Raw genomic sequence first — 24,497 nt, 5'->3', positions numbered from 1 at the left:
TGGCCTAAGCAGTCCGCATAGGACTCACGAGGCTCGCGAGACCCCTCCGTTGGGTGGCGCTCAGGTCGACGGGCTTGGCCGCCACCAGGTCGAACAGGTCGATGGCAGGCATGCGCAACGCGGTGCGGCGCTCGCCGGTCGCGGTGTGGACGACCTCGTCGGGATCGGCCCGCTCCAGCAGACGCTGGTCGACCAGCACGGTCAGGTCGTCGGGCAGCAGGAGCGGGCAGACCAGGCCGTGCGCGTAGTCGGTCGCGGAGTTCACGGTGTAGGCCGACGCGGGGGTTACCCTGTGGGCGCGCAGAGCGGCGCCCACGTCCGCCGGCCCGGGACAGGAGTTCACCGCGGTCACCACCGCCACCTCCTGTGTCCGCCCTCGCGCCGACACCTCGAACAGCGAGACGCACAGGCACCTCTCGGGTGAGACCCCCAGCACCTCGGGAAGCTCGTCCGAGCATGTCAACGGGCGCGGAAGACGTACGATCTCATGGTGGATCTGGTGGGCGAGGAGCCAGCGGTGAATCGCGAGAGCGTCTTTCATCTCGTGTGCTCCTTGCGTCGTCCAGCGCCCCCGAACCGTCCGTGGCCTAGTGATCGCTAGGTGTGTCTCCCCTGGGTGACACCTGAACACCTGGGCCATCGGGGGAGAGTTTCTGTTCCGTGACCGAAGGACCTACCCAGCCTTGTCCGTTTCAAATCTGAGCGACAGCCAGCAGCGCGCCGTGAACGAACTGTTCCGCCGGATCGCCCCGGTCGCCGACGAGCTCGGTGAGCTGTTCTCGGCCCGAGGGCACGAGCTGGCCCTGGTCGGCGGTTCCGTCCGCGACGTCCTCCTCGGCCGCGCGAGCAAGGACCTCGACCTGACCACGGACGCCCGCCCCGAGAGGGTGCTGGAGATCGTCAAGGACTGGGCGGACGCCGTCTGGACGATCGGGATCGACTTCGGCACCGTCGGCGTGCGCAAGGGCGGCTGGCTGCTGGAGATCACCACCTACCGCAGCGAGTCGTACGACCCCGCCTCGCGCAAGCCCGAGGTGATGTACGGCGACTCGCTCGAGGGCGACCTCGCCCGGCGCGACTTCGCGGTCAACGCGATGGCCGTCCGGCTGCCCGGCCACGAGTTCGTCGACCCGTACGGCGGGCTGCCCGACCTGGCCGCCAAGGTCCTGCGGACGCCGGGCAAACCCGAGCAGTCGTTCGACGACGACCCGCTGCGGATGCTGCGGGCGGCCAGGTTCGCGGGCCAGATCGGGTTCACCGTGGCCCCCGAGGTGGTCGAGGCGATGACCGCGATGTCCGGCCGCATCGAGATCGTCTCGGCCGAGCGCATCCGCGACGAGCTCGACAAGCTGATCCTCGGCGCCCACCCGAGGAAGGGGCTCGCGCTGCTGGTGGACACCGGGCTCGCCGCCCACGTCCTGCCCGAGCTGCCCAAGCTGCGGCTGGAGATCGACGAGCACCACCGGCACAAGGACGTCTACGAGCACACGCTGATCGTGCTGGAGCAGGCCATCGACCTGGAGACGTCCGGCCCCGACCGGGTGCTGCGGTGGGCCGCCCTGCTGCACGACATCGGCAAGCCGAAGACCCGGCGCAACGAGCCCGGCGGCCGCGTGTCGTTCCACCACCACGAGGTCGTCGGCGCGCAGATGGCCAAGAAGCGGCTCGCCGAGCTGAAGTTCCCCAAGGACGTGGTGTCCGACGTGTCGAGGCTCGTGGAGCTGCACCTGCGCTTCCACGGCTACGGGACGGGCGAGTGGACCGACAGCGCCGTGCGCCGCTACGTCCGCGACGCGGGGCACCTCCTCGAACGCCTGCACAAGCTGACCAGGGCCGACTGCACCACCCGCAACAAGCGCAAGGCCCAGGCACTGTCGCGCACCTACGACCAGCTTGAGGAGCGCATCGCCCGGCTGGCCGACGAGGAGGAGCTGGCCAAGATCCGCCCTGAGCTCGACGGCAACGAGATCCAGGAGATCCTCGGCGTGCCGCCGGGGCCGGTTGTCGGCAGGGCCTACAAGCACATGCTGGAGATCCGCATGGACCAGGGCATGATCGGCAAGGAGGCCGCGCGGCAGGCCCTGCTCGACTGGGCGCGCGACAACGGGATCATCTCGTAGGTGGACGCCGCGGAGGTCCTCCGGCTCGACCGCGAGCACGTCTGGCATCCCTACACGGCCGTGCCGTCCGGGGTGCCGGTGCACGTCGTCCGCCGGGCCGAGGGCGTGCGGATCACGCTCGGCGACGGCCGTGAGCTGATCGACGGCATGGCCTCCTGGTGGGCGGCCGTTCACGGCTACAACCACCCGCGGCTCAACCGGGCCGCCCGCGACCAGCTCGGCGACATGGCGCACGTCATGTTCGGCGGCCTGACCCACGAGCCCGCCGTACGGCTCGCGCACCGGCTGGCCGGGATGACCGGGCTCGACCACGTCTTCCTGGCGGACTCGGGCTCGGTGGCGGTCGAGGTCGCGATCAAGATGGCGGTGCAGTACAGCGGGCGCTCGGCCCTGCTGACCGTGCGGGGCGGCTACCACGGCGACACGTTCGCCGCGATGTCGGTCTGCGACCCGGTCGGTGGCATGCACCACCTGTTCACCGGGATGCTCCCGCGGCACGTCTTCGCGCCGATGCCGCCGCACGACTACGGCCGCCGCCCGGGCGGGACCACGCAGGCGGGTCCCGACGAGGCCTATCTGGCGGAGCTGACCGCGGCCGTCGAGGCCCACGCCGACCGGCTGGCCGCGATCATCGTGGAGCCCGTCGTGCAGGGCGCGGGCGGCATGCGGTTCTATCACCCCGCCTACCTGCGGCGGCTGCGCGAGCTGGCCGACGAGCACGGCATCCTGCTGATCGCCGACGAGATCGCCACCGGCTTCGGCCGTACGGGGGAGATGTTCGGCTGCGACCACGCCGGGATCAGGCCGGACATCATGTGCGTGGGCAAGGCGCTCACCGGGGGCTACATGACGCTCGCCGCCACGCTGTGCACCGCGCGGGTGGCCGAGCGCATCGGCGTGCTGATGCACGGCCCGACCTACATGGGCAACCCGCTCGCCTGCGCCGTGGCCGGCGCCTCGCTCGACCTGCTCGCCGAACGGCCCTGGCGGGAGGAGGTGGCGCGCATCGAGGCGGGCCTGCTCGACGGTCTCGCCCCGGCCGCGGGCGCCCCCGGCGTACGGGACGTGCGGGTGCTGGGCGCGATCGGGGTGATCGAGACCGACCGGCCCGTCGATGTCGCGAAAATTCAAGACATCGTGATGGAGCACGGCGTGTGGCTGCGGCCCTTCGGCCGGCTGATCTACACGATGCCGCCGTACGCCTGCGCGCCCGGCGACATCGCCCGCATCACCGGTGCCATGGTCGCCGCCACCGCGGCGCTGTGACGCCGGCCGACGGGAGGCCTGCCGACGGGAGTCAGTCGACGGCGGGCACCGGCGGCCTGCGGCGTACGGCGGAGGGCAGGATCAGCCGGTAGACCACCGCGCCGAGCAGATAGCCCACGCCGATCACGGCGAGCGCGAGATACGACACGCCGTCGCGCGGCAGCAGCGCCGCCGCCAGCACCGCGCCGAGCACCGTCATGCCGTTGAACAGCATGTCGTAGACGGAGAAGGCGCGGCCGAGATAGGCGTCCTCGATGTCGCGCTGCACGACGGTGTCCGCGCAGATCTTCACGCTCTGCCCCGCGACGCCGATCACCAGCCCGGCGGCGACGAACGCCCACTTGTGGAACGTCGCGCACAGGGCGAACTCCAGCACGCCGCAGGTCACGAGCATCACCGGCACCCAGATCTCGATGCGGACCCGCTCGGTGGCCCACGGCGTGACCAGGACCGCGGCGAAGCTGCCCGCGCCGACGGCGCCCAGCACGAGCGCGATGCCCTTCAGCGCGTCGTCGGGGTCGTGGGTGAAGTGGTAGCGGTAGAGCATCACCACGGCCGCCGTGGAGATGCCGAACATCAGGCGGTGGGTGGCGACGCCGCTGAGGGCCGCCCCCGCCGAACGCCGGTGCGCGATGTGCCGCGCGCCGTCCACCAGGCCGGCGAGCACGTGCCGTACGGCCTCGCGGGCCTGCGGGCGGTTCGGGTCGTACGCGGGGCCGAGCAGCGAGCGCTCCATCGTCCGCGCGATCAGCGCGCTCAGGCCGAAGACGACGCCGGAGCAGACCAGCAGCACGGCCACGCCCCGGTCGTCCGACCCGGAGATCACGCGGAGCACGACGCCGGCGCCCGCCCCGACGAACGTCACCACCGTGCCCGAGGTGGGCGTGACCGCGTTGGCCATCATCAGGTTCTCGGACGGCACGACGTGGGGCAGCGCGGCGCTGAGGGCCGACAGGAAGAAGCGGTTGACCGCGAGCACGCCGAGCGCCGCCGCGTAGAAGACGACGTCGGAGGCGCCCGCCGCGACGAGGCAGGCGGCCACCACCAGCAGCACGCCGCGCACGACCGGCGCGATGACGAGGATCTGCCGCCTCGACCAGCGGTCGATGAACACCCCGACGAAGGGCCCGAGGACGCTGTACGGCAGGAGCAGCACGGCGAGGCCCGCCGCGATGGCGGTCGCGCTCGCCTGCCTTTCCGGGCTGAAGAACGCGTAGCCGCCGACGGCGAGCTGGAAGATCCCGTCGGAGAACTGCGAGACGAGCCGTGTGGCGAAAAGCCGCCGGAAGTTTCGACCCCGCAGGACCACCCGCAGATCAGAGGCGTAGGACACGGCGACAGCCTACGCGGGCGATCACGCGCGGACATCCGGAGCGACCCTGATAAAGACCCGTAGGTCTCACCCCGCGGCAAGGTGATCACGTACTCTCGCAGAGTGACGTCACAGGAACATGTCGTGCTGGTCGACGGCGAGGGAAACCCGATCGGCACCGCCCCCAAATCCACCGTCCACAGCGCCGACACGCCGCTGCATCTCGCGTTCTCCAGCTACGTCTTCGACCACCGCGGGCGCGTGCTGCTGTCACGCCGTGCGGGCTCGAAGCTGACCTGGCCCGATCAGTGGACCAACAGCTGCTGCGGGCATCCCCTGCCGGGCGAACCGCTGTCGTCGGCGGTGATCCGCCGCCTCGGGTTCGAGCTGGGCCTGACCGTCGAGTCCGTCGACCTGATCCTGCCGCGCTTCTCCTATCGGGCCGTGATGGACAACGGCACGGTGGAGAACGAGCTGTGCCCGGTCTACCGGGCCGTGGTCACCGGAGAGGCCGCGCCCAACGCCGAGGAGGTGGGCGAGGTCAGGTGGGAGCCCTGGGCGCGCTTCGCCGCCGAGGTGATGAGCGGGGAGCGGGACATCTCGCCCTGGGCCAGGGAGCAGGTGCCTCAGCTCGTCGCGCTCGGGCCGGATCCGCTGGCCTGGCCGGTGGCCGACGCCGCCGCCCTGCCGCCGGCCGCGCGCCCGCTCACGAACCACTGAGGTCCACCGGGCGTGGACATGGGACCGCCCCGGTCCGATCGAGCGGAACCGGGGCGGGACACGCGGACGACGGACGTCAGCGCTCGGCCTCACCGCGGATGAACTTCTCCACGGCCTCGCGGGCGGCGTCGTCGGAGTACTGCTCCGGCGGCGACTTCATGAAGTAGGACGAGGGCGACAGCAGCGGGCCGCCGATGCCCCGGTCGAGGGCGATCTTGGCCGCGCGCACCGCGTCGATGATGATGCCGGCGGAGTTGGGCGAGTCCCAGACCTCGAGCTTGTACTCCAGGTTGAGCGGGGTGTCGCCGAACGACCGGCCCTCAAGGCGGACGTAGGCCCACTTGCGGTCGTCCAGCCACGGCACGTGGTCGGACGGGCCGATGTGGACGTCGGCCTTGGCCATCTCGTGCGGGATCTGCGACGTGACCGACTGGGTCTTGGAGATCTTCTTGGACTGGAGGCGGGTGCGCTCCAGCATGTTCATGAAGTCCATGTTGCCGCCGAAGTTGAGCTGGTAGGTGCGCAGCAGCTCGACTCCGCGGTCCTCGAACAGCTTGGCCAGCACGCGGTGCGTGATCGTCGCGCCGACCTGCGACTTGATGTCGTCGCCCACGATCGGGACGCCGGCCTCGGTGAACTTCGCGGCCCACTCGGGGTCGGAGGCGATGAAGACCGGCAGCGCGTTGACGAACGCCACCTTGGCGTCGATCGCGCACTGCGCGTAGAAGCGGTCGGCCTCCTCCGAGCCCACCGGGAGATAGGACACCAGGACGTCGACCCGGGCGTCCTTCAGGGCCTGGACGACGTCCACCGGCTCCTCGTCGGACTCCTCGATGATCTCGCGGTAGTACGTGCCCAGGCCGTCGAACGTCGGGCCACGCTGCACGGTGACGCCGAGCGGCGGCACGTCGCAGATCTTGATCGTGTTGTTCTCGGAGGCGACGATGGCCTCCGACAAGTCGCGGCCGACCTTCTTGGCGTCCACGTCGAAGGCCGCGACGAACTCCACGTCACCGACGTGGTAGTCACCGAACCGCACGTGCATGAGGCCCGGCACACGGCTGCTCGGATCCGCGTCCTTGTAGTAATGGACGCCCTGCACCAGCGATGAGGCGCAGTTGCCCACACCGACGATGGCTACGCGCACCGAACCCATAGCACTCGCTCCTTTACCTATCTGCCTCGGGCGTGTCCGCCCTCTGGGTCTCTTCCTGTACGGCTTGCGCGGGATCCGGAGGGTGACCCCCCTCGCCGGGAGCCGAACGGCTCCGCCGTTCCGAGTCGATCAGCTCGTTCAACCAGCGGACCTCGCGCTCGACCGACTCCAGCCCGTGGCGCTGGAGCTCAAGCGTGTAGGTGTCCAGCCGCTCTCTCGTGCGGGCGAGAGCCTCACGGACGCGGTCGAGGCGTTCTTCAAGGCGGCTGCGGCGGCCCTCCAGGATGCGGAGCCGCACCTCCGCCTCCGTGTGGCGGAAGAAGGCGAAGTGGATGCCGAAGCTCTCGTCCTCCCAGGAGGACGGCCCCGACTGGCTGAGCAGCTCCTGCAGCCGCTCCTTGCCCTCCGCCGTGATCTTGTAGACGATCTTCGACCTACGGCCGAGAACCGTGTCCTCAGGAGGCTCCTCCTCGGCGATGAGGCCCTCGTTGAGCAGACCCCTGAGGCAGGGGTACAGCGAGCCGTAGGAGAAGGCACGGAACATGCCGAGCAGCGTGTTGAGCCGTTTGCGCAGCTCATATCCGTGCAAGGGCGTCTCGTTCAGCGATCCCAGGACGGCGAGCTCCAGCACACCTCCACGAGAGCCCGTCACTGGAACCACCCCCTGTGTCCGACCGATGTATCGACTCGATACATCCGCAGGATACGTCGGGGTGTCATAGATGGCAACGGGTCAACGGTTGGGCAAGATTCGGCAAAGGGTCGTAATCTGGCCGCATGTGGTCACAGCGGTCGGTCGTGGACTACGGCCTCGCTAAGCGGGCGGCCGTACAGTCCGTCCGCGCCGGCCGCATGCGGGCGCGGGACGTGTGCGACGCCCACCCCTACCTGCTCCGCGCGGCCCGGTTCCACGGAGAGCCGACGAGCCGCAGTTGCCCCATATGTGAACGACGCAACGTGACCAACGTCACATACGTATATGGGGACGAATTAGGACGAGTGGCCGGCCAGGCAAAAGGGATGGCCGAGCTCACCGCGATGGCGCGGGAATACCGCGAATTCCGCGTCTACGTGGTGGAGGTCTGCCAAGGTTGTTCTTGGAACCACCTGGCGGTGTCGTTCGTCCTCGGAACAGCCGATCCCCCGGGCCCTTCCCTGTAGGGCGGACCTCCACCTCCAGGAGGCGGCCCGCCGGCCTGCCGGCCGACGTCGATAATTCCCCGAACCATCTGACGAGGACGCGTGACTTACAGCAGCTACGGACCGGAGCCGACCGGCCGTCCCGAGGACGCCTCGGGCTCCGGTGGATCATCCCGCCCTGGGCGCCGTCGTCGCTCGCCCCGGGAATCCGACGAGTTCGGCGATTACGGAGATTACGGAGAGTACGGCGAGCCCGTCCCGCCGCGGCAGCCCGGCAGGGGACCGGTCCCGCAGCCGCCCCGCGGCGCCCGGCCGGCCGGACCCGACCGCCGTCGTGAGGCGGCAGCCTTCGAGGACACGGCGGCCATGAACGCGGTGCCCCCCAGGCCGGAACCCCGGCCCGAACCGCGACCGGAGCAGGGCAGGCCGCAGCGACCGGTTCCGGGACCGCAGCAGGGAGGCCGGGGACCGGTGGGCGGCGGACGCCCGCCGATGGACCGTGACCCGCGCTACGCGGCCGGCCCCGGCGGTCCTGGTGGCCCGGGCGGTCCTGTGGGCCCTGGCAGGCCCGGCCGTCCCGGCGCGGACGAGCGCACCCAGGCGATGGGCATGCCGACGGGCGGATTCCCCCGCGACGGCCGCGATCCCCGGGGGGACGAGCAGCGCACCGAGGCCATCCAGACCGGCGGCCGCCGCCGCAGGCCCCCGGGCCGGGGTGGCCACGGCCCCGGCGGCCCCGGCGGCCCCGGTGGACCCGGCGGCCCCGGTGGACCCGGTGGACCCGGTGGACCCGGTGGACCCGGTGGTCCGGGTGGGCCCGGCGGGCGCGGCCCCCGGGATCCGCGTGACTTCGACGACTTCGACGAGGACGACGAGAAGCCGCGCCGTACGGGCTGGCGGCGCTTCGTCCCGAGCTGGAAGATCCTGTTGGCGGCCTTCACCGTGCTGGCCGCCGGCACCTTCGGCATGATCGCGGTCGCCTACGCCAACACCCCGGTGCCCGAGGCGACGCAGGCGGAGGCCGTGGCCCAGGGCAGCGCCATCTACTACAACGACGGCAAGACGCTGATCGCCAAGGTGGGCACCCCGCGCGTCATCCTGGACAACATCAACAAGGTGCCGCGGCACGTCCAGGACGCCGTCATCGCGATCGAGAACGACACCTTCCGGACCGACAGCGGCATCTCGATCCCCGGCATGATCCGGTCGGTCTACATGACGGCGACCGGGCAGCAGCTCCAGGGCGCCTCGACCATCACCCAGCAGATGGCCCGCAACTACTACGACGGCCTCAGCCAGGAAGTGTCGATCAAGCGAAAGATCAAGGAGATCTTCGTCGCGGTCAAGCTCGACAAGTCGATGACCAAGGACCAGATCCTCCTGCAGTACCTCAACACGGTGCCCTTCGGCCGGGCGTACGGCATCGAGGCCGCCGCGCAGGCGTACTTCAAGAAGCACGTCGAACAGCTCACCGTGGAGCAGGGCGCCTATCTCGCCGCGCGCATCCAGACGCCCGCCCTGGACGCCGACTCCCCGCGGTTGCAGAGCCGGTTCAAGGACGTCGTCAACGCCATGGCGAGGCTCGACCCGGCCAAGTACGGCAAGCTGCCGGGCACGGCCAAGTTCCCCAAGACGGTTCCCGATCGCAACAGCAACGAGCTGGGCGGCCTGAAGGGCTACATGGTCGTCCAGGTGCTGCAGGAGCTGAAGACCCGGATGAACCTGCCGCCCGACCAGGTCAGGAGCGGCGGCTACAAGATCGTCTCGACCTTCGACAAGAAGCTCATGCAGGCCGCCAGGAAGGCGGTCATCGGCACCACCGCCAGCCTGCCGAAGGAGATCCACGCCGGTCTGGCCGCAGTGGACCCCAAGAACGGACGGGTGCTCGCCTTCTATGGCGGTGAGGACTACGTCAAGGACAACTGGAACGAACCGTTCGACTCCTACAAGCAGGCCGCCTCGGCGTTCAAGCCGTACGTGCTGGCCGCCTGGCTGGACGCCGGGCACAGCCTGAACAGCTTCGTGCCCGGCAACAAGACGGTGCCGGAGGAGCTCCCCGGCACCAAGCCCATCGGCAACAGCCACAACGTGGGGAACGCGATCAACGTCATCACGGCGACCGCCGACTCGGTCAACACGGCCTTCGCCTCGATGGCGTACAAGCTGGACGAGGAGAACGGCACGATCGGGCAGCTCAGCGCGGTGAAGCAGATCGCGGAGGAGGCCGGGCTCGGCAAGCAGCGCATGGAGGACGACGTCAAGGAGCACAAGTACGCGTTCTCCATCGGCAGCGCCCTGGTCACCCCGGTCGAGCAGGCCGCCGGCTACTCGATCTTCGCCAACGAGGGCAAGCACGTCGACTACCACGTGGTCAAGGAGGTCCGGAAGGACAAGGCGGTCGTCTTCGCCGAGCGCCGTGAGGTCAAGCAGGTGATCACGCCCGAGGCGGCGGCCGACTCCGTGGCGGCGATGGAGGAGGTCCTCAAGACGGGTACGGCGGCGGGCAGGGGCATCGGCCGCCCGGCCGCCGGCAAGACCGGCACGAACAACGACAACAAGGAAGCGTGGTTCGTCGGCTTCACCCCGCAGATCTCCACCGCGGTCGGCATGTACCGCGAGCAGTGCGTCACCAAGTCGGGAAAGATCGTCCAGCCCATCTACGCGAACTGCCCGGAGACCCCCGGCGGCAAGAAGAGCAAGAAGTACGGCCCGAACAATCCCTACTCCAAGCCCCGTGAGATATCGCTCGGCGCCGGCATCGAAGGCGCGACCTACCCGACCACCATCTGGCGGAACTTCATGATGGAGGCGCTCGCGGGCAAGCCCGTCGAGCAGTTCCCGCAGAAGGCCGGGCTGGGCAGCCCGGAGAACATCGTGCCGAGCCCGACGCCGACGCCCAGCCCGGAGCCGGACGACGCCGGGTTCCCGACGGACTTCCCGACCGACTTCCCCGACGACGGCGGCTGCTTCAACGGCGGCCCGGGATGTGACAGCGGCGACGGCCTCGGCGACGACCGGGGCCCGGGCGGTTCGGACGGCGGCCCCGGCGGCGACGACGTCCCGTTGAACATCAACCAGCCCCCGGCCGCGCTCCCGACCGGGTCGGGAAACGGCAGGAACGGCAGCGGCGCCTGATCCGCGATCCGGCGTCCCGAAGGGGCCCGCGGCGACTCCCGCCGCGGGCCCCTTCGGCGCGCGGAGTCGCCAAGCCGAGGCGTTGAATGGTGCAATACCGAGCATGACGACCCGGACCACGAACGACTCCGCCCCGCTGCCCGGGGTCGCCGCGCGGGCGGTGCCGTACCTGCCTCTCGGGCTTCTCGCGGGGCTCGGCGCCGTTCTCGCGTACCTGTGGAAATATCCCTGCCGGTTCGGCGGAGCCTGGAACGGCGGCGTCGGGCAGTTCACGAACTTCTGTTACACCGACATCTATCCGCTGTTCTGGGCCGAGAAGCTCAACGAGGGCAAGATCCCGTACGTCGACTATCCGGTCGAATACCCGGTGGGCATCGGCGGGATCATGGAGTTCGCCCGCCGCCTCGCGGGTGGCGACGGGGTCGTGTTCTACGACGTCACCGTGATCCTGATGGGAATCGCGCTGGTCGTGGGCGTGCTGCTCATGGCCGCGCTCGCCGGTCCCGCCCGCCGCTGGGACGCCCTCTGGTACGCCGTCGGCCCGGCCGTCATCCTCTGCGCGTACATCAACTGGGACCTCGCCGCCGGCGCCCTCGCGCTGGGCGGCCTGCTGGCCTGGGCCCGCAACCGGCCGTGGCTGGCGGGTGTGCTGCTGGCCCTCGCCGTGGCCACGAAGTTCTACCCGCTGATGTTCTTCGGCGCGTTGTTCCTGCTCACGGTGCGTACGGCGAAGTGGGTGCCGTTCCTCAAGACCCTCGCCGGGGCCGCGGGCGCGTGGCTGCTGGTCAACGTGCCGATCATGCTGGTCAACTTCGAGGGCTGGGAGAAGTTCTACGCGTTCAGCAGCGAGCGCGGCGCCGACTGGGGCGGGCTGTGGTTCTTCTTCCAGAAGACCGAGTGGTTCGGCATGGAAAGGCCCGGTTTCCTGGCCTTTCTCGGCGACGCGGAGAAGCTGAACACCATGGCCATGGCCGCGCTGGCGGTGCTCCTGCTGGGCGTCGCTGTGCTGGCGCTCGCCGCGCCGCGCCGCCCGCGCCTGATGCAGCTGTGCTTCCTCGCCCTGGCCGCCTTCATGATCACCAACAAGGTCTGGTCGCCGCAGTACGTCCTGTGGCTGGTGCCGTTCGCGGTGCTGGCCAGGCCGAGGTGGGGGGCGCTGGCCGCCTGGCAGGTCGCCGAGTGCTGGTACTTCTTCTCCATCTGGCTCTACCTGATCACCCAGTATCCCGACCACGCCGGGGAGGGCATCGGCGACGACCCCTACTTCCTGTCGGTCTGGGCCCGGGCGCTGACCATCGTCATCCTCATGGCGCTCGTCGTCCGCGACATCCTGCGGCCCGAGCACGACGTCATCCGCCAGGGAGAGGTCGACGACCCGTCGGGCGGGGTGTTCGATCACGCCGAGGACCGTCTCGTGTTGCGCCGTTCGCTCCTCTCGCGAGGGGTGCGGCAGCAGCCGGAGACGGTGTGAAGCCGTGAAACTTACATCGGATTTCGCGCCCGTCGCGGCGCGGTTCCGAGCCGTCCGCGCGGAGGCATCGCGTAGCGTCGCGTGAGAGTGTCCGCGACGAACGGGGGAGACACGATGCGCCGGAGGCCACCATGGCTCCTGCTGCTGGTGTGGGTCGTGACCAGGGTGATGCTCCTCCTCGTCGCGACCCAGACCATCCCGACCGGGCACGGCGTGGCGTTCAGGAACGACGTCACCCTCTATCGCCACTGGTCCGAGATCCTGGCGGAGGGACAGTTCCCGGCGGGTGACGAGAAGTGGCAGTACCCGCCGTTCGCGGCGCTGCCGCTGCTCGCCCCCCGGCTGCTGCCGCTGGGCTACCACGTCGCCTTCTATCTGCTGGCGGCACTGTGCGACCTCGCGATCCTGTTCCTGGTCTGGTGGTTTTCCACCGGCCGGCGCGGCGGGAGCCGTACGGGGCCGTGGGCGTGGACGGTGGGCGCGGCCCTGCTCGGCCCGGTGCTCGTCTCCCGTTATGACCTCATGGTCACGCTCGTGGCGGTGCTCGCGCTGACGGCGTCGGCCAACCCGGTGGTGCGCGGGTCGCTCATCGGCGCCGGGCTCCTCGTGAAGGTCTGGCCGGTCGCGCTGCTCGCCGGCCTGCGGCGGTGGCGCGAGCTGCTGACCGCGTCGTGGCTCACGGTCGCGGTCGCGGTCGGGGGATGCGGCGTGGCCGCCCTGACGATGCCGCACGCGCTGGACTTCCTGACCGCACAGGAGAAGCGCGGGCTGCAGATCGAGTCGCTCGCCGCCACGCCGTTCGCGCTCGCCCGGGCCCTCGGCTGGTGGGACGGCTACACCACCTATCGGCACGGCGCGATGGAGGCCGTCGGCGGCGGCGTGGGCGTCGCGACGATGGTGAGCCTGGCCGCCACGCCCGTGGCGCTGGCGCTGATCGGCCTGTGGTGGCTGCGCGCGGCCCCCAGCCCCCGGTCGTACTACGACGCCGCTCTCACGACCGTGCTCTTCCTGGTCGCCACCAGCCGGGTGCTGTCACCGCAGTACCTCGTGTGGGTGATCGGCATCGCCGCCGTCATCCTGTCGGTGCGGCGCGACCGGCCGGGCCCGACGCAGCGGCCGGCCGCCCTGCTCGTCATGGTCGCCGCCCTGCTGACGGGCGTCATGTATCCCTGGATCGAGCTGGACTACAGCTGGACGGGCACCCTGCCGGGGACGCTCGTGCTGGTCCTGCGCAACCTCGTCTTCCTCGCCGCGGCCGTCACGTCGTACGTGCAGTTGTGGCGCGCCACGCGCAGGCCCGCGGGGGTGCGGGACGAGCGAGGCGTTCAGACGCCTGTACCCGCTTCCTGACGTTTTCAATCCGCAGAGTTATCCACAGGGTGTGGACGAACGGCTACAGGTGCTTGCGCAGGAACGCGATGTCGTCGGCCTGGCCCTCGAACGGCGTCTCCACCACGATCGGCGCCCCGGCCGCCCGGCAGACCTCCAGGATCAGCTCGGGGTCGATCTGGCCGTTGCCGAGGTTGGCGTGGCGGTCGGCCCCGGAGTCGAACGCGTCGCGCGAGTCGTTGCAGTGCACGAGGTCGATGCGGCCCGTGATCGCCTTCACCCGCTCCACGAGGCCGGCGAGCTCCTCGCCGCCCGCGTGGAAGTGACAGGTGTCGAGGCAGAAGCCGACGACCGAGGGGTCCGGCGCCCCCGCCGTCACCGCGTCCCACAGCCGGGCGATGCGCTCCAGCTTCCGCGCCATCGCGTTGCCGCCGCCGGCCGTGTTCTCGATCAGCACGGGGATCGGGCACTCGGTGCGCTCGAAGACCTTGCGCCAGTTGTCGAAGCCGGTCTGCGGGTCGTCGCCCGCGTTGACGTGCCCGCCGTGGACGATCAGGCCCTTGGCGCCGATGGCCGCCGCCGCCTTCAGATGCGAATCGAGCAGCTTGCGGCTCGGGATGCGGATGCGGTTGTTCGCGGTGGCCACGTTGATGACGTACGGCGCGTGCACGTAGACGTCCACGTCCGAGGTGCGCAGGGCGTCGGCGGTGGCGGGCGTCACCGGGCCCTTCCAGCCCTGGGGATCGCCGAGGAAGAACTGCACCACGTCGGCGTCGCGGGCCGCCGCGTGCGCCAGCGGATCGTCCTGGTCGACGTGGGCTCCGATCCGCGGGCGGGCGCCGTTGTGGCTGTCCATGCCGTTCCTCCACCAATGCTTGTTGCCTGATCGCGAGGCCGCCGGACGCGAGGGGCGAACTCTAGGCGCTCTCCAAGAGCGTTTCAAGAGGGCGCGCTGTTTCAAGCGTGCGAAACAGGGCAGTCGCGTGTGCACGCGCCCCCCAGACCCGCGCGCGATACTACTTCGTCGTCAAGGAGACGAGCATGAGATATCGCTTAGGCAGCTTCGTCCTTCTCATCTACATCCTCGTCGGCCTCTATGTGGCCTGGCTCCACGACTACATCACCCCCACGCTCCTCAAGCAGGTCGCCCAGGCGCTGATCGCGGTCTTCCTGTGGTTCCTCGTGCTGCTCGGCGTGGACCTGCACATCGGCGGCTGAACGGTCACAGGCCAGGTGCGCAGGTGTCGGTTGTGCACGCGTCGGTCGCGCGGCGTCAGTTGCGCAGCGAGAAACCGCGGGGGAAGAAGCCCCCGTGCGCGATGCCCAGCGCGGCGCCGACGAACGACCCCACGATCCCCACGATGATCAGCGCCCGCTGTCTGGTGGTCGACGAGACGAACTGGGCGTACAGCCCGCCCCAGAACCCGACCGCGCCCACCCACGACGCGATCATGTGGGCCGCCACGATGAAGCCCGTGACGAACGCCACCAGGCCGCACACGAGCGTCGCGATCGTCATCGCGTTCTCCCGCGGGTGCGGCCTGCCGTCCGTGTCGAGTATGAAGTGACCGGGGCTTCTTCTTTTTCGGCCGATGGTGTTTCGCATCGCGCCTACCCCCTCTCCGACCTCCAGTTTCACTCTCCGGGCCGGGTGGGGCCAAGTGGCTGATAGCCTTATTCGACTGCGTCTGATAAGGGCCGGGGGGCATGCCTCCCGGCGCGAGGCGCAGGGTCCTCCTGTCACGGCAAGGCGTCGTGACCGCAAGAGTCCAGAGGAGGTTGGATCACACATGCGTCGCTACGAGATGATGGTCATTCTCGACCCGTCCCTCGACGAGCGCACCGTGCAGCCGTCGCTCGACCAGTTCCTCAGCGTCGTCCGCAACGACGGCGGCACCGTGGAGAAGGTCGACGTCTGGGGCCGTCGCCGCCTGTCCTACGACATCGCCAAGAAGTCCGAGGGCATCTACGCCGTGGTCGACCTGACCGCCGAGCCTGCCACCGTGAAGGAGCTGGACCGCCAGCTCAACCTGAACGAGGGCATCCTCCGCACCAAGGTCATCCGCCCCGAGCTCCACTGAGCTTCACTGGCAGCACCCCGAAGCCCGGCGATTTGTCGGGCCCGGGCCGTACTCTGAGCCTCTGACGGCTCAGCTGACGGGATAGGAAGGCGAAAGCGACCGATGGCAGCAGGCGACACCCAGATCACGATCGTCGGCAATCTTGTCGACGACCCGGAGCTGCGCTTCACCCCGACGGGGCAGGCCGTGGCCCGGTTCCGCATCGCGTCCACTCCGCGGTTCCTCGACAGGCAGACCAACGAGTGGAAAGACGGCGAGGGCCTGTTCCTCACCTGCAACGTCTGGCGGCAGGCGGCGGAGAACGTCGCCGAGAGCCTCCAGCGCGGCATGCGGGTGATCGTCCAGGGACGGCTGCGCCAACGGTCGTACGAGACCAAGGAAGGCGAGAAGCGCACGGTCTACGAGGTCGAGGTCGACGAGGTCGGCCCCTCGCTGCGCAACGCCACGGCGAAGGTCAACAAGACCTCGCGCCAGGGCGGTGGCGGCGGCGGCTTCGGCGGACCTGCCAACGACCCGTGGGCGACCGCGGCGCCTGCTCCGCAGGGGGGCTACGGCTCCGGCGGTGGCGGCGGCTTCGGCGGCGGCCCGCAGGGCGGCGGCGGCTTCGGCGGCGACTTCAGCGACGAACCGCCCTTCTAGGTCACCGGGGCCTTCCGGTCCCAACCACCGTAAACACAACCGAGCGACCATTCCCGCTTCATGCGGGGCTCTGAGAGGAGCACCACGATGGCGAAGCCGGCAGTGCGCAAGCCCAAGAAGAAGGTTTGCCTCTTCTGCCACGACAAGATCTCCTACGTCGACTACAAGGACACGGGACTGCTGCGGAAGTTCATCTCCGACCGCGGCAAGATCCGTGCTCGCCGGGTGACGGGCAACTGCACCCAGCACCAGCGCGACGTGGCGACCGCTATCAAGAACGCTCGTGAGATGGCCCTGCTGCCGTACACGAGCACCGCGCGCTGAGAAAGGAGACTCAGGACAAATGAAGCTCATCCTCACCACTGAGGTCTCCGGCCTCGGCGCTCCCGGCGACATCGTCGAGGTCAAGGACGGCTACGGCCGCAACTACCTCATTCCTCGTGGCTTCGCCATCCGCTGGACCCGCGGCGCCGAGTCGCAGGTCGCCTCGCTGAAGAAGGCGCGCGCCGCCCGCGAGATCCGCGACCTGGGCTCCGCCAAGGAGGTCGCCGGCCAGCTCGGCGCCCTCAAGGTGCGCCTCACGACCCGCGCGGGCGAGTCGGGCCGGCTGTTCGGCTCGGTCACGACCGGCGACATCGCCGAGGCCGTCAAGGCCGCCGGTGGTCCGCAGCTCGACCGCCGCCGCATCGAGATCGGCAACGCGATCAAGAGCGTCGGCACCCACAAGGTGAGCGTCCGGCTGCACCCGGAGGTCGCCGCCACCATCGACGTCGAGGTGGTCGCGGGCTGACACCCGTCGCAGTTCCGTCGAGGGCCCTTCTCCGTACGCCGGAGAGGGGCCCTTCGCGGTTCTGCGGGCCGTCCGGCGAGGAGTGATTCCCCTCAGGTCAACAGGGGTTATACGGAACGCTAGTATCTTGCCGTCCGATTCAGCGGATTTCGTGGAAACACCCCTCGATGGAGGCTGCGATGCGCCGTCCCTCACTCCTGCTGGCGTCCGGCGCTCTCGTGCTGGCGGCCGCCGCCTGCGCTCCGGCGGACGACACCTCCACCACCGCGAGCGCCGCCGCGAGCCCGGCCGGCTCCGCCGCCGCGGACGCGTGCGCGAAGGAGAGCCTCAAGCTCATCACCCCCGGCAAGCTCACGATCGGCACCGACAAGCCGGCGTACGAGCCGTGGTTCAAGGACGACAACCCCTCCAACGGGCAGGGGTTCGAGAGCGCGGTCGCCTACGCCGTGGCCGAGAAGATGGGATTCACCAAGGACGAGGTCACCTGGGCGGTCGTGCCGTTCGACTCGTCGTTCGCCCCGGGGCCCAAGCAGTTCGACTTCGACGTCAACCAGATCTCGATCACCCCCAGCCGGGCCAAGGCCGTCGACTTCAGCCAGGGCTACTACACGGTCAAGCAGGGCGTCGTGGCCCTCGACGGCACGAAGTTCGCCTCCGCCACGAGCCTCGCCGAGCTCAAGGACGCCAAGATCGGCGTGCAGGCCGGCACCACCGCGCTGGAGGCGGTGCGGTCGGTCATCCAGCCCTCCAAGGACCCGAGCGTGTTCAACCAGCAGGTCGACGCGGTCAACGCGCTGAAGAACAAGCAGATCGACGCCATCGTCGTCGACCTGCCGACCGCCTTCTACGTCACCGCCGCCCAGGTGGAGGGCTCGAAGATCGTCGGGCAGTTCGACGCGAACGCCGGGGAGCCCGAGGAGTTCGGCCTGCTGTTCCAGAAGGGCAACCCGCTGGTGAGCTGCGTCGACAAGGCGCTCGGCGAGCTGAAGTCGTCCGGTGAGCTGGCGCAGATCGAGAGCCAGTGGCTGACCGCCGCCGCGGGCGCGCCGGAGCTCAAGTGACCGAAGGAGAGGCGGCCGGCTCGCCCGTGGCAGAACCCGAGGCCGCGGAGTCGCCGGCGGGGAATCCGGAGGCCGCGGGATCGCGGGAGGGGGATCTGCGGGCCGAGCCGGGGGGAACGTCGCTGCCCTCGGAGGCCGCCGCGCCGGTGGGAAGCCCCGGACGCGGGGAGTCACCCGTATGGGTGAAGAGCGAGCGCCAGCTCCGCCGGGAGGCGGAGCTGCGCGGCCGGGCACGGCGGTCCGTCTCCGTCGCGACCGCGTCCACGATCGTCGTGGTGGTCGCCCTCGTCGTCGGGATCACCTCGTCGCCGGGGTGGCCGAGGGTGCGGGAGACCTTCCTCAGCCCCGAGGCGTTCGTCGCCGCGCTGCCCGACGTGCTGCGTGGTTTCGTGCTCAACATCGAGATGTTCCTCATCGCCGAGGTGTTCATCCTCGTGCTGGGGCTCCTCGTCGCAGTGGTACGCGGCCTGCGCTCACCGGTGTTCTTCCCGCTGCGCGCGCTGGCCGTGATCTACACCGACGTCTTCCGCGGCATCCCGACCATCCTGCTCATCTATCTGGTCGGGTTCGGCATTCCGGCACTCGCTCTGCAAGGCGCACCCAGTGACCCGGTCACCCTCGGCATCATCGCGCTCGTGCTGTCCTACGGCGCGTACGTCGCCGAGGTGTTCCGGGCGGGCATCGAGTCGGTGCACCCGAGCCAGCGGGCGGCGGCGCGATCGCTGGCGCTGACGCAGGGCCAGACCATGCGTCACGTGGTGCTGCCGCAGGCCGTCCGCCGGGTGATCCCGCCGCTGCTCAACGACTTCGTCTCGCTGCAGAAGGACACCGCGCTGGTCTCCGTGCTCGGCCCGCTGGAGGCGCTGCGGCAGGCGCAGATCCACAAGGACCTCGACTTCAACTTCACGCCCTACCTGGTGGCCGCGCTGCTGTTCATCCTGCTGACGGTGCCGATGGCCCGGTTCACCGACCATCTCGCCGCGCGGGCGGCCCGGCGCCAGACGGGAGGCGGCACGGCATGAGCCTGCTCAAGGTCGAGGGCGTCTGGAAGCACTACCAGGGGCTGAGCGTGCTGCGCGGGATCGACCTGGAGGTCGCTCCGCACGAGGTGGTCTGCCTGATCGGCGCGTCCGGCTCGGGCAAGTCGACGCTGCTGCGCTGCGTCAACCTGCTGGAGACGATCGACGACGGCGCGATCCACCTGGACGGCACCGAGATCACCGACGTGCGGGCCGACCCCGACGACGTGCGCCGCCGCATCGGCATGGTGTTCCAGGCGTACAACCTGTTCCCGCACATGACCGTGCTCGACAACATCACGCTCGCGCCCCGCAAGGTGCACGGCGTGCGGCCCGAGGAGGCCGAGGCGCGGGCGCGCGAGCTGCTCGACCGGTTCGGGCTGGCCGACAAGGCGGGGGAGTATCCCGACCGGCTGTCCGGCGGCCAGCAGCAGCGGGTCGCGGTCATCCGCGCGGTCGCGACCGATCCCCGCCTGCTGCTGCTCGACGAGGTCACCTCAGCGCTCGATCCCACGCTGGTCACCGAGGTGCTCGGCGTGATCCGCGAGCTCAAGGAGGCCGGGATGACGATGATCCTGGCCACCCACGAGATGGGCTTCGCCCGCGACATCGCCGACATCGTGTGCTTCCTCGAAGGCGGCGTGCTGCTGGAGAGCGGCCCGCCCGAGCAGATCTTCAGCGCGCCCGAGCATCCGCGCACGCAGGCGTTCCTCCAGCGCGTGCTGGAGGCCCGCCGCATGTGAGTCAGGCGGCCGTCCGTGAGGCGCCCGTGACCATCCAGGCGGTGCCGTACGCGCGGAGGGCCAGCGTGACGAGCCGGGCGGTCATCCAGACGCCGAGCGCGAGCCACAGGGCCACCAGAGTGCCCGCGACGGCGGCGAACGGCAGGTAGGCCAGCGTCGTCCACAGCCCCGCCCAGGCGAGGTAGCGCTGGTCGCCGGCCCCGATGAGCACGCCGTCGAGCACGAACACGACGCCCGCGACCGGCTGCAGGAGCGCGACCGGCCACAGCACGGAGAGCAGCTCGGCGGCCGCCTCGCCGTGTGCGTCGAACAGGGCGGGCACCAGCGGGCGCGCGAGCAGGACGGCCGCGCAGAACACGACGCCGCATCCGACACCCCACATCACCATGCGCCTGGTGGCCTCGCGGGCGCCCGTGACGTCGCCCGCGCCCAGCGCGCGGCCCGTGATGGCCTGCCCCGCGATCGCGATGGCGTCGAGCGCGAAGGCGAGGAACGTCCAGATGCGGGCGGCGATCGTGTGCGCGCCGATCTGGTCGTCGCCCATCCGGGTCGCGATCGAGGTGGCGACGAGCAGCACGGCCTGGAGGCATGCCGTACGGACGACCAGGGCGAACCCGGCGGCGCCGGCGGCCCGCACACCGGCGAGGTCGGGCAGCAGCGAGGCGCCGTGCGCACGGGCGGTCCGCACGACCAGCGCGAGGTAGGTCGCGGCGGCCAGCGACTGCGCGACGACCGTGCCCCAGGCCGATCCGGAGATCCCCCAGCCGAGGCCGAGCACGAACCAGATGTTCAGCAGCCCGTTCAGCCCGAACGACGCGATGGACACGGCCAGCGGCGTGCGGGTGTCCTGCAGCCCGCGCAGCACGCCGGTGCCGGCGAGGACCAGCAGCATGCCGGGGGTGCCGAGGAGACTGATGCGCAGATAGGTGACGGCCTGCGCGGCGAGCTGGCCGGTCGCTCCGAACAGGTGTACGATAAACGGAGCAAGAGGCCAGCACACCACACCGACGGCCAGTCCGATGATCGCGGCCAGCCACAGGCCGTCCATCCCCTGGCGCATCGCCTGCCTGACGTCCCCCGCCCCCAGTCTCCGTGCGACCGCGGCGGTGGTGGCGTACGCGAGGAACACGCACAGCCCGACGAGGGCCGACAGGGCCGCGCTGGCCACGCCGAGAGCGCCGAGCGCTGGATCGGGGAGGTGGCCGACGATGACGGAGTCGGTGAGCAGGAAGAGCGGCTCGGCCACCAGTGCCCCGAATGCCGGGATCGCGAGCCTGAGGATCTCCCTGTCATGGGCACGGCCGTGTCCGGTCCCAGAGGTAAGTGGCATAAGCCTATTTTGCGGCTTACTGAGCCATGCTCGATCGGTATCGAAATCTCCGGTGACTTTCTTTCCTCCACAGGCCGTGGATATCGAAATCCCAGGTGGCGGCGGTCTTCGCCGACGTGGTCACACCGCTGTCCACAGGGTCGTCCCCAGGCTTTTCACATGTCGGGGGAGCGGACTGCACACGTTGTCCACAGGGTTGTCCACTGGTCAAGTTGCCGCCCGGCCCCGGGGTTGGGGAGACTTGCGCCCCGGGCTGGGGTTGCTGTGACCGCTGGGCAGGGGGTGTGAGGGTGAGCGTGCTCGACTTCCCGGGGGGACCCGGAGGCTCCGATTCGACGTTCGAGCGGACGCCGCCACACAACATCGAGGCCGAGCAGTCGGTGCTGGGCGGCATGCTGCTGTCCAAGGACGCCATCGCCGACGTCATCGAGGTGCTGCGCGCCGACGACTTCTACCGGCCGGCCCACCAGATCGTCTTCGAGGTGATCACCGACCTGTACGGCCGGGGCGAGCCCGCCGACTCGGTGACCGTCTTCGACGAGTTGCAGAAGCGCGGCGAGGTCGCCCGGGTCGGCGGCGGCGCCTACCTGCACACGCTGACCGCGATCGTGCCCACCGCCGCCAACGCCGGCTACTACGCCAAGATCGTCCGCGAGCAGGCCGTGCTGCGCCGCCTCATCGAGGCCGGCACCCGCATCGTCTCCTACGGCTACGGTGGCCAGGGCGAGGAGGTCGACGACCTGGTCGACCGCGCGCAGGCCGAGATCTACAAGGTCACCGAGCGCCGCACCTCCGAGGACTACCTCCCGCTGTCGGAGATCATGCCGTCGGCCCTCGACGAGATCGAGGCCATCGGCAGCCGCGGCGGCCAGATGGTCGGCGTCCCGACCGGTTTCCAGGATCTCGACGCCCTGACCAACGGCCTCCACCCCGGCCAGATGATCGTCGTGGCCGCCCGCCCGGCGATTGGAAAAAGCACCCTAGGTCTGGATTTCGCCCGATCTGCGGCGATTAAGCATGGGATGACCACGGTCATCTTCTCGCTGGAGATGTCGCGCAACGAGATCACCATGCGTCTGCTGTCCGCCGAGGCGCGGGTGGCGCTGCACACGATGCGCTCGGGCATGATGAGCGACGACGACTGGACGCGGATGGCCCGCCGGATGGGCGAGGTCGCCGAGGCGCCGCTGTTCATCGACGACTCCCCGAACATGTCGATGATGGAGATCCGGGCCAAGTGCCGCCGCCTGAAGCAGCGTCACGACCTGCGCTTCGTGATCGTCGACTATCTCCAGCTCATGAGCTCGCCCAAGAAGACCGAGAGCCGTCAGCAGGAGGTCTCGGAGCTGTCCCGTGCGCTGAAGCTGCTGGCCAAGGAGCTGGAGGTGCCGGTCATCGCGATCTCCCAGCTCAACCGTGGCCCCGAGCAGCGTACGGACAAGCGCCCGCAAGTGTCGGACCTACGTGAATCGGGCTCGATCGAGCAGGACGCCGACATGGTCATCCTGCTGCACCGGGAGGACGCGTACGAACGGGAGTCGCCGCGTGCGGGCGAGGCGGACCTGATCGTGGCCAAGCACCGAAACGGCCCCACGGCCACGGTGACCGTGGCGTTCCAGGGTCACTACAGCCGCTTCGTGGACATGGCGACGCACTAGCTTCCTGATCATTTGTTCGATTTCGTGTTATGTCGTATGGGTCGCGAGGAATCATGACAACCCATCCGGCACCACGACGATCGTCAACGTCAAGGTCTTCGACGGTCTCCGGCTGCTCGACGCCGTCACCCTCCGGGACGGCCTGATCGAGGCCGTGGGCCACGGGCCTGGCACGGACGGCGAGTCGTTCGGCGGCCGGGCCGCGGCGAGCCCCTGACGGCCGTACACAGGTCAGTCGACCTCGGGCCAGTCCCAGCCGAGCTGGAAGAACATGCCCAGGCGGTCGCTCACCGCGCGCATCTCGGAGATCTTCCCCTCCCGCAACGTGAGAATGAAGATCGCCTCGACCGTGAACGAACGGTGGGTGGGCTCCGGCATCCGCGGGTGGGAGCCGGAGTTCACCCCCGTCATCGTCAGCCGCGCGGTCACCCGGTGGCCCTCGCCGATCATCTCCTCGACCTTCAGGTGGAAGGGGTCGAACGCGTCGAGCTGCTGGGCGATCGCGTCGAACGCCGCGCCCGGCTCGTCGGGCTCCCCGTGGATCACCTTGTTGTGGTCGATCACGTCGTCGGTCATGTAGCGGCGCAGGTCGCCCAGCCTCCGGTCGTTGATGGCGTCGAACAGGCCCTGGACGACGGTCTTCGCGGCGGTGCTCATGATTGCTCCCCTTCTTTTCTTACGGCGTAAGAGAACGATATTCTTACGCCGTAAGAGACGTCAAGTGGAGGACCGATGCCGAGAGCGGGACTGTCCAAGGAGAAGGTGCTCGCCGCCGCGCTGGCCCTGGTCGACAGGGAGGGCATCGCGGCGCTGTCGATGCGCAAGCTCGGCGCGGAGCTGGGCGTGGAGGCGATGACGCTCTACTACTACGTGCCGAACAAGGACGCCGTCCTCGACGGGCTGATCGACATGGCGGTCTCGCGGGTAACGGTGGAGCCGGTGGGCCCGTGGCGGGAGTGGCTGCGCGCCTTCGCGGTCGCGATCCGGCGGGAGCTGCTCGCGCACCCCGCCCTGCTGCCGCTGGTCGCCACCCGGCCGGTGCTCGCGCCCGGCGGCCTGGCGACCGTGGAACGGATGGCGGCCGTGCTGCGGGACGAGGGGTTCGGCGCGCTGGAGGGGCTTCGGCTCGTCAACGCGGTGGCGACGTTCGTGGTGGGGCACACGCTGGCCGAGGCCGGAAGCACACCGGGGCACGGCGAACCGGACGTCGCCGGTGTGATGGAGAGCCTCGACCCGGGGGAGTATCCCGTGCTGGCCGAGGCGGTGCGCGCCGGGCTCGGCAGCCCGCAGGACCATCAGGAGCGCTTCGACCGCGCGCTCGACGCCCTGCTCGACGGCCTCGGGCCCGGTGCTCTCCGCAAAGCCTCCCGATAGGCGGCGTCCTCGGGGTGCGGCGCACACGCCACGTCGGGCGCGGACCGGCGGCCCGGTCACCGTCCGGCGCAGGCCGGCAGTCACCCAGGCGGGTCGCCGGGGAGGAGAGCCGAGGCGGTGGGCACGGGATTCCTCGCGAGGGCCGAGGACGGC

At 69.9% G+C, this 24,497-nt stretch carries 25 protein-coding genes; 17 read left to right on the top strand and 8 right to left on the bottom strand.

Annotated features, from left to right (window positions below):
- Positions 1–4: 4 nt before the first annotated feature.
- Positions 5–541: an aminoacyl-tRNA deacylase gene (locus FLV34_RS19720; RefSeq protein ID WP_142649592.1), complete on the bottom strand. Its 537-nt coding sequence runs from the start codon at positions 539–541 to the stop codon at positions 5–7.
- Between the two features lie 181 nt (positions 542–722).
- Here FLV34_RS19720 and FLV34_RS19715 point away from each other — a divergent pair, with 181 nt between their 5' ends.
- The gene (locus FLV34_RS19715; protein WP_261985838.1) at positions 723–2,120 is read left to right on the top strand and encodes a CCA tRNA nucleotidyltransferase; all 1,398 of its coding nucleotides are present in this window, start codon (positions 723–725) and stop codon (positions 2,118–2,120) included.
- Complete coding sequence (locus tag FLV34_RS19710) at positions 2,121–3,386, top strand: adenosylmethionine--8-amino-7-oxononanoate transaminase (protein ID WP_147943752.1); 1,266 nt, start codon at positions 2,121–2,123, stop codon at positions 3,384–3,386.
- Between the two features lie 31 nt (positions 3,387–3,417).
- Here FLV34_RS19710 and FLV34_RS19705 read toward each other — a convergent pair whose 3' ends face one another.
- A complete protein-coding gene (locus FLV34_RS19705; protein ID WP_142649586.1) occupies positions 3,418–4,719 on the bottom strand; it encodes an MFS transporter in 1,302 nt (433 codons plus the stop codon).
- A 102-nt stretch (positions 4,720–4,821) separates the two neighbouring features.
- On the opposite strand from FLV34_RS19705, the gene idi reads away from it, so the two are divergent.
- Positions 4,822–5,418: an isopentenyl-diphosphate Delta-isomerase gene (gene idi / locus FLV34_RS19700; RefSeq protein WP_142649584.1), complete on the top strand. Its 597-nt coding sequence runs from the start codon at positions 4,822–4,824 to the stop codon at positions 5,416–5,418.
- A 76-nt stretch (positions 5,419–5,494) separates the two neighbouring features.
- Here the strand turns inward: idi and FLV34_RS19695 are convergent, their stop codons facing one another.
- Together FLV34_RS19695 and FLV34_RS19690 are read right to left on the bottom strand one after the other, a co-directional pair.
- A complete protein-coding gene (locus FLV34_RS19695; RefSeq protein ID WP_142620118.1) occupies positions 5,495–6,574 on the bottom strand; it encodes an inositol-3-phosphate synthase in 1,080 nt (359 codons plus the stop codon).
- 13 nt (positions 6,575–6,587) lie between these two features.
- Positions 6,588–7,226: a PadR family transcriptional regulator gene (locus FLV34_RS19690; RefSeq protein ID WP_142649582.1), complete on the bottom strand. Its 639-nt coding sequence runs from the start codon at positions 7,224–7,226 to the stop codon at positions 6,588–6,590.
- Positions 7,227–7,351: 125 nt separating this feature from the next.
- Here FLV34_RS19690 and FLV34_RS19685 point away from each other — a divergent pair, with 125 nt between their 5' ends.
- From FLV34_RS19685 to FLV34_RS19670, 4 genes are all read left to right on the top strand, one after another.
- Complete coding sequence (locus FLV34_RS19685; protein WP_142620120.1) at positions 7,352–7,735, top strand: DUF5318 family protein; 384 nt, start codon at positions 7,352–7,354, stop codon at positions 7,733–7,735.
- Positions 7,736–8,185: 450 nt separating this feature from the next.
- On the top strand, positions 8,186–10,849 hold the full coding sequence (locus tag FLV34_RS42555) for a transglycosylase domain-containing protein (RefSeq protein ID WP_187280671.1): 2,664 nt from the start codon (positions 8,186–8,188) through the stop codon (positions 10,847–10,849).
- A gap of 103 nt (positions 10,850–10,952) precedes the next feature.
- Positions 10,953–12,320 carry a glycosyltransferase family 87 protein gene (locus tag FLV34_RS19675; protein ID WP_142649578.1) on the top strand — a complete coding sequence of 456 codons (1,368 nt, stop codon included), beginning with the start codon at positions 10,953–10,955 and terminating at the stop codon, positions 12,318–12,320.
- A 114-nt stretch (positions 12,321–12,434) separates the two neighbouring features.
- Entirely contained in the window at positions 12,435–13,670 is a 1,236-nt protein-coding gene (locus tag FLV34_RS19670) for a glycosyltransferase 87 family protein (RefSeq protein ID WP_147943750.1), read from the top strand.
- Positions 13,671–13,713: 43 nt separating this feature from the next.
- On the opposite strand, the gene FLV34_RS19665 is transcribed toward FLV34_RS19670, so the two are convergent.
- A complete protein-coding gene (locus tag FLV34_RS19665; protein WP_142649575.1) occupies positions 13,714–14,505 on the bottom strand; it encodes a deoxyribonuclease IV in 792 nt (263 codons plus the stop codon).
- Between the two features lie 185 nt (positions 14,506–14,690).
- On the opposite strand from FLV34_RS19665, the gene FLV34_RS40575 reads away from it, so the two are divergent.
- Positions 14,691–14,867 carry a hypothetical protein gene (locus tag FLV34_RS40575; RefSeq protein WP_168066207.1) on the top strand — a complete coding sequence of 59 codons (177 nt, stop codon included), beginning with the start codon at positions 14,691–14,693 and terminating at the stop codon, positions 14,865–14,867.
- Between the two features lie 55 nt (positions 14,868–14,922).
- Here FLV34_RS40575 and FLV34_RS19660 read toward each other — a convergent pair whose 3' ends face one another.
- Positions 14,923–15,168: a hypothetical protein gene (locus FLV34_RS19660; RefSeq protein WP_240971726.1), complete on the bottom strand. Its 246-nt coding sequence runs from the start codon at positions 15,166–15,168 to the stop codon at positions 14,923–14,925.
- Between the two features lie 271 nt (positions 15,169–15,439).
- Here FLV34_RS19660 and rpsF point away from each other — a divergent pair, with 271 nt between their 5' ends.
- The 7 genes from rpsF (at position 15,440) to FLV34_RS19625 (ending at position 19,982) form a co-directional block, all read left to right on the top strand.
- A complete protein-coding gene (gene rpsF, locus FLV34_RS19655) occupies positions 15,440–15,730 on the top strand; it encodes a 30S ribosomal protein S6 (protein ID WP_142620127.1) in 291 nt (96 codons plus the stop codon).
- 102 nt (positions 15,731–15,832) lie between these two features.
- Entirely contained in the window at positions 15,833–16,369 is a 537-nt protein-coding gene (locus FLV34_RS19650) for a single-stranded DNA-binding protein (protein ID WP_142649572.1), read from the top strand.
- 87 nt (positions 16,370–16,456) lie between these two features.
- A complete protein-coding gene (rpsR, locus tag FLV34_RS19645; protein WP_076439843.1) occupies positions 16,457–16,693 on the top strand; it encodes a 30S ribosomal protein S18 in 237 nt (78 codons plus the stop codon).
- Between the two features lie 19 nt (positions 16,694–16,712).
- On the top strand, positions 16,713–17,159 hold the full coding sequence (gene rplI / locus FLV34_RS19640; protein ID WP_142649570.1) for a 50S ribosomal protein L9: 447 nt from the start codon (positions 16,713–16,715) through the stop codon (positions 17,157–17,159).
- Positions 17,160–17,338: 179 nt separating this feature from the next.
- On the top strand, positions 17,339–18,220 hold the full coding sequence (locus FLV34_RS19635) for an ABC transporter substrate-binding protein (protein ID WP_147943749.1): 882 nt from the start codon (positions 17,339–17,341) through the stop codon (positions 18,218–18,220).
- Entirely contained in the window at positions 18,217–19,242 is a 1,026-nt protein-coding gene (locus FLV34_RS19630) for an amino acid ABC transporter permease (RefSeq protein ID WP_261985837.1), read from the top strand. The genes FLV34_RS19635 and FLV34_RS19630 overlap by 4 nt, the downstream gene beginning before the upstream one ends.
- Complete coding sequence (locus FLV34_RS19625) at positions 19,239–19,982, top strand: amino acid ABC transporter ATP-binding protein (protein ID WP_142649568.1); 744 nt, start codon at positions 19,239–19,241, stop codon at positions 19,980–19,982. Before FLV34_RS19630 ends, FLV34_RS19625 begins: the two co-directional genes overlap by 4 nt.
- Before the next feature lies 1 nt (position 19,983).
- On the opposite strand, the gene FLV34_RS19620 is transcribed toward FLV34_RS19625, so the two are convergent.
- Positions 19,984–21,312, bottom strand: a complete 1,329-nt coding sequence (locus FLV34_RS19620) for an MATE family efflux transporter (RefSeq protein WP_147943748.1) — start codon at positions 21,310–21,312, stop codon at positions 19,984–19,986.
- A gap of 290 nt (positions 21,313–21,602) precedes the next feature.
- Here FLV34_RS19620 and dnaB point away from each other — a divergent pair, with 290 nt between their 5' ends.
- Positions 21,603–22,970 carry a replicative DNA helicase gene (gene dnaB / locus FLV34_RS19615; protein ID WP_185949022.1) on the top strand — a complete coding sequence of 456 codons (1,368 nt, stop codon included), beginning with the start codon at positions 21,603–21,605 and terminating at the stop codon, positions 22,968–22,970.
- Positions 22,971–23,201: 231 nt separating this feature from the next.
- Here the strand turns inward: dnaB and FLV34_RS19610 are convergent, their stop codons facing one another.
- The gene (locus tag FLV34_RS19610; RefSeq protein ID WP_142649566.1) at positions 23,202–23,627 is read right to left on the bottom strand and encodes an ester cyclase; all 426 of its coding nucleotides are present in this window, start codon (positions 23,625–23,627) and stop codon (positions 23,202–23,204) included.
- A 75-nt stretch (positions 23,628–23,702) separates the two neighbouring features.
- On the opposite strand from FLV34_RS19610, the gene FLV34_RS19605 reads away from it, so the two are divergent.
- Entirely contained in the window at positions 23,703–24,344 is a 642-nt protein-coding gene (locus FLV34_RS19605) for a TetR/AcrR family transcriptional regulator C-terminal domain-containing protein (RefSeq protein WP_142649565.1), read from the top strand.
- Positions 24,345–24,497 lie beyond the last annotated feature (153 nt).

Origin of the sequence: Microbispora sp. CSR-4, from assembly GCF_008033685.1 — a bacterium.
Lineage (GTDB): Bacteria > Actinomycetota > Actinomycetes > Streptosporangiales > Streptosporangiaceae > Microbispora.
The sequence above is the reverse complement of the archived record's forward strand: the minus strand, read 5'-3'. Positions and strand labels throughout refer to the sequence as shown.

What these genes read in the sequence shown, in the direction of transcription:
- rplI (WP_142649570.1), top strand. Translation starts at nt 16,713, where the DNA reads ATGAAGCTCATCCTCACCACTGAGGTCTCCGGCCTCGGCGCTCCCGGC.
- FLV34_RS19685 (WP_142620120.1), top strand. Translation starts at nt 7,352, where the DNA reads ATGTGGTCACAGCGGTCGGTCGTGGACTACGGCCTCGCTAAGCGGGCG.
- FLV34_RS19635 (WP_147943749.1), top strand. Translation starts at nt 17,339, where the DNA reads ATGCGCCGTCCCTCACTCCTGCTGGCGTCCGGCGCTCTCGTGCTGGCG.
- rpsF (WP_142620127.1), top strand. Translation starts at nt 15,440, where the DNA reads ATGCGTCGCTACGAGATGATGGTCATTCTCGACCCGTCCCTCGACGAG.
- FLV34_RS19695 (WP_142620118.1), bottom strand. Translation starts at nt 6,574, where the DNA reads ATGGGTTCGGTGCGCGTAGCCATCGTCGGTGTGGGCAACTGCGCCTCA.
- FLV34_RS19720 (WP_142649592.1), bottom strand. Translation starts at nt 541, where the DNA reads ATGAAAGACGCTCTCGCGATTCACCGCTGGCTCCTCGCCCACCAGATC.
- FLV34_RS19650 (WP_142649572.1), top strand. Translation starts at nt 15,833, where the DNA reads ATGGCAGCAGGCGACACCCAGATCACGATCGTCGGCAATCTTGTCGAC.
- FLV34_RS19605 (WP_142649565.1), top strand. Translation starts at nt 23,703, where the DNA reads ATGCCGAGAGCGGGACTGTCCAAGGAGAAGGTGCTCGCCGCCGCGCTG.
- FLV34_RS19660 (WP_240971726.1), bottom strand. Translation starts at nt 15,168, where the DNA reads ATGACGATCGCGACGCTCGTGTGCGGCCTGGTGGCGTTCGTCACGGGC.
- FLV34_RS19665 (WP_142649575.1), bottom strand. Translation starts at nt 14,505, where the DNA reads ATGGACAGCCACAACGGCGCCCGCCCGCGGATCGGAGCCCACGTCGAC.
- FLV34_RS19620 (WP_147943748.1), bottom strand. Translation starts at nt 21,312, where the DNA reads ATGCCACTTACCTCTGGGACCGGACACGGCCGTGCCCATGACAGGGAG.
- FLV34_RS19610 (WP_142649566.1), bottom strand. Translation starts at nt 23,627, where the DNA reads ATGAGCACCGCCGCGAAGACCGTCGTCCAGGGCCTGTTCGACGCCATC.
- FLV34_RS19625 (WP_142649568.1), top strand. Translation starts at nt 19,239, where the DNA reads ATGAGCCTGCTCAAGGTCGAGGGCGTCTGGAAGCACTACCAGGGGCTG.
- FLV34_RS19670 (WP_147943750.1), top strand. Translation starts at nt 12,435, where the DNA reads ATGCGCCGGAGGCCACCATGGCTCCTGCTGCTGGTGTGGGTCGTGACC.
- FLV34_RS19675 (WP_142649578.1), top strand. Translation starts at nt 10,953, where the DNA reads ATGACGACCCGGACCACGAACGACTCCGCCCCGCTGCCCGGGGTCGCC.
- FLV34_RS40575 (WP_168066207.1), top strand. Translation starts at nt 14,691, where the DNA reads ATGAGATATCGCTTAGGCAGCTTCGTCCTTCTCATCTACATCCTCGTC.
- rpsR (WP_076439843.1), top strand. Translation starts at nt 16,457, where the DNA reads ATGGCGAAGCCGGCAGTGCGCAAGCCCAAGAAGAAGGTTTGCCTCTTC.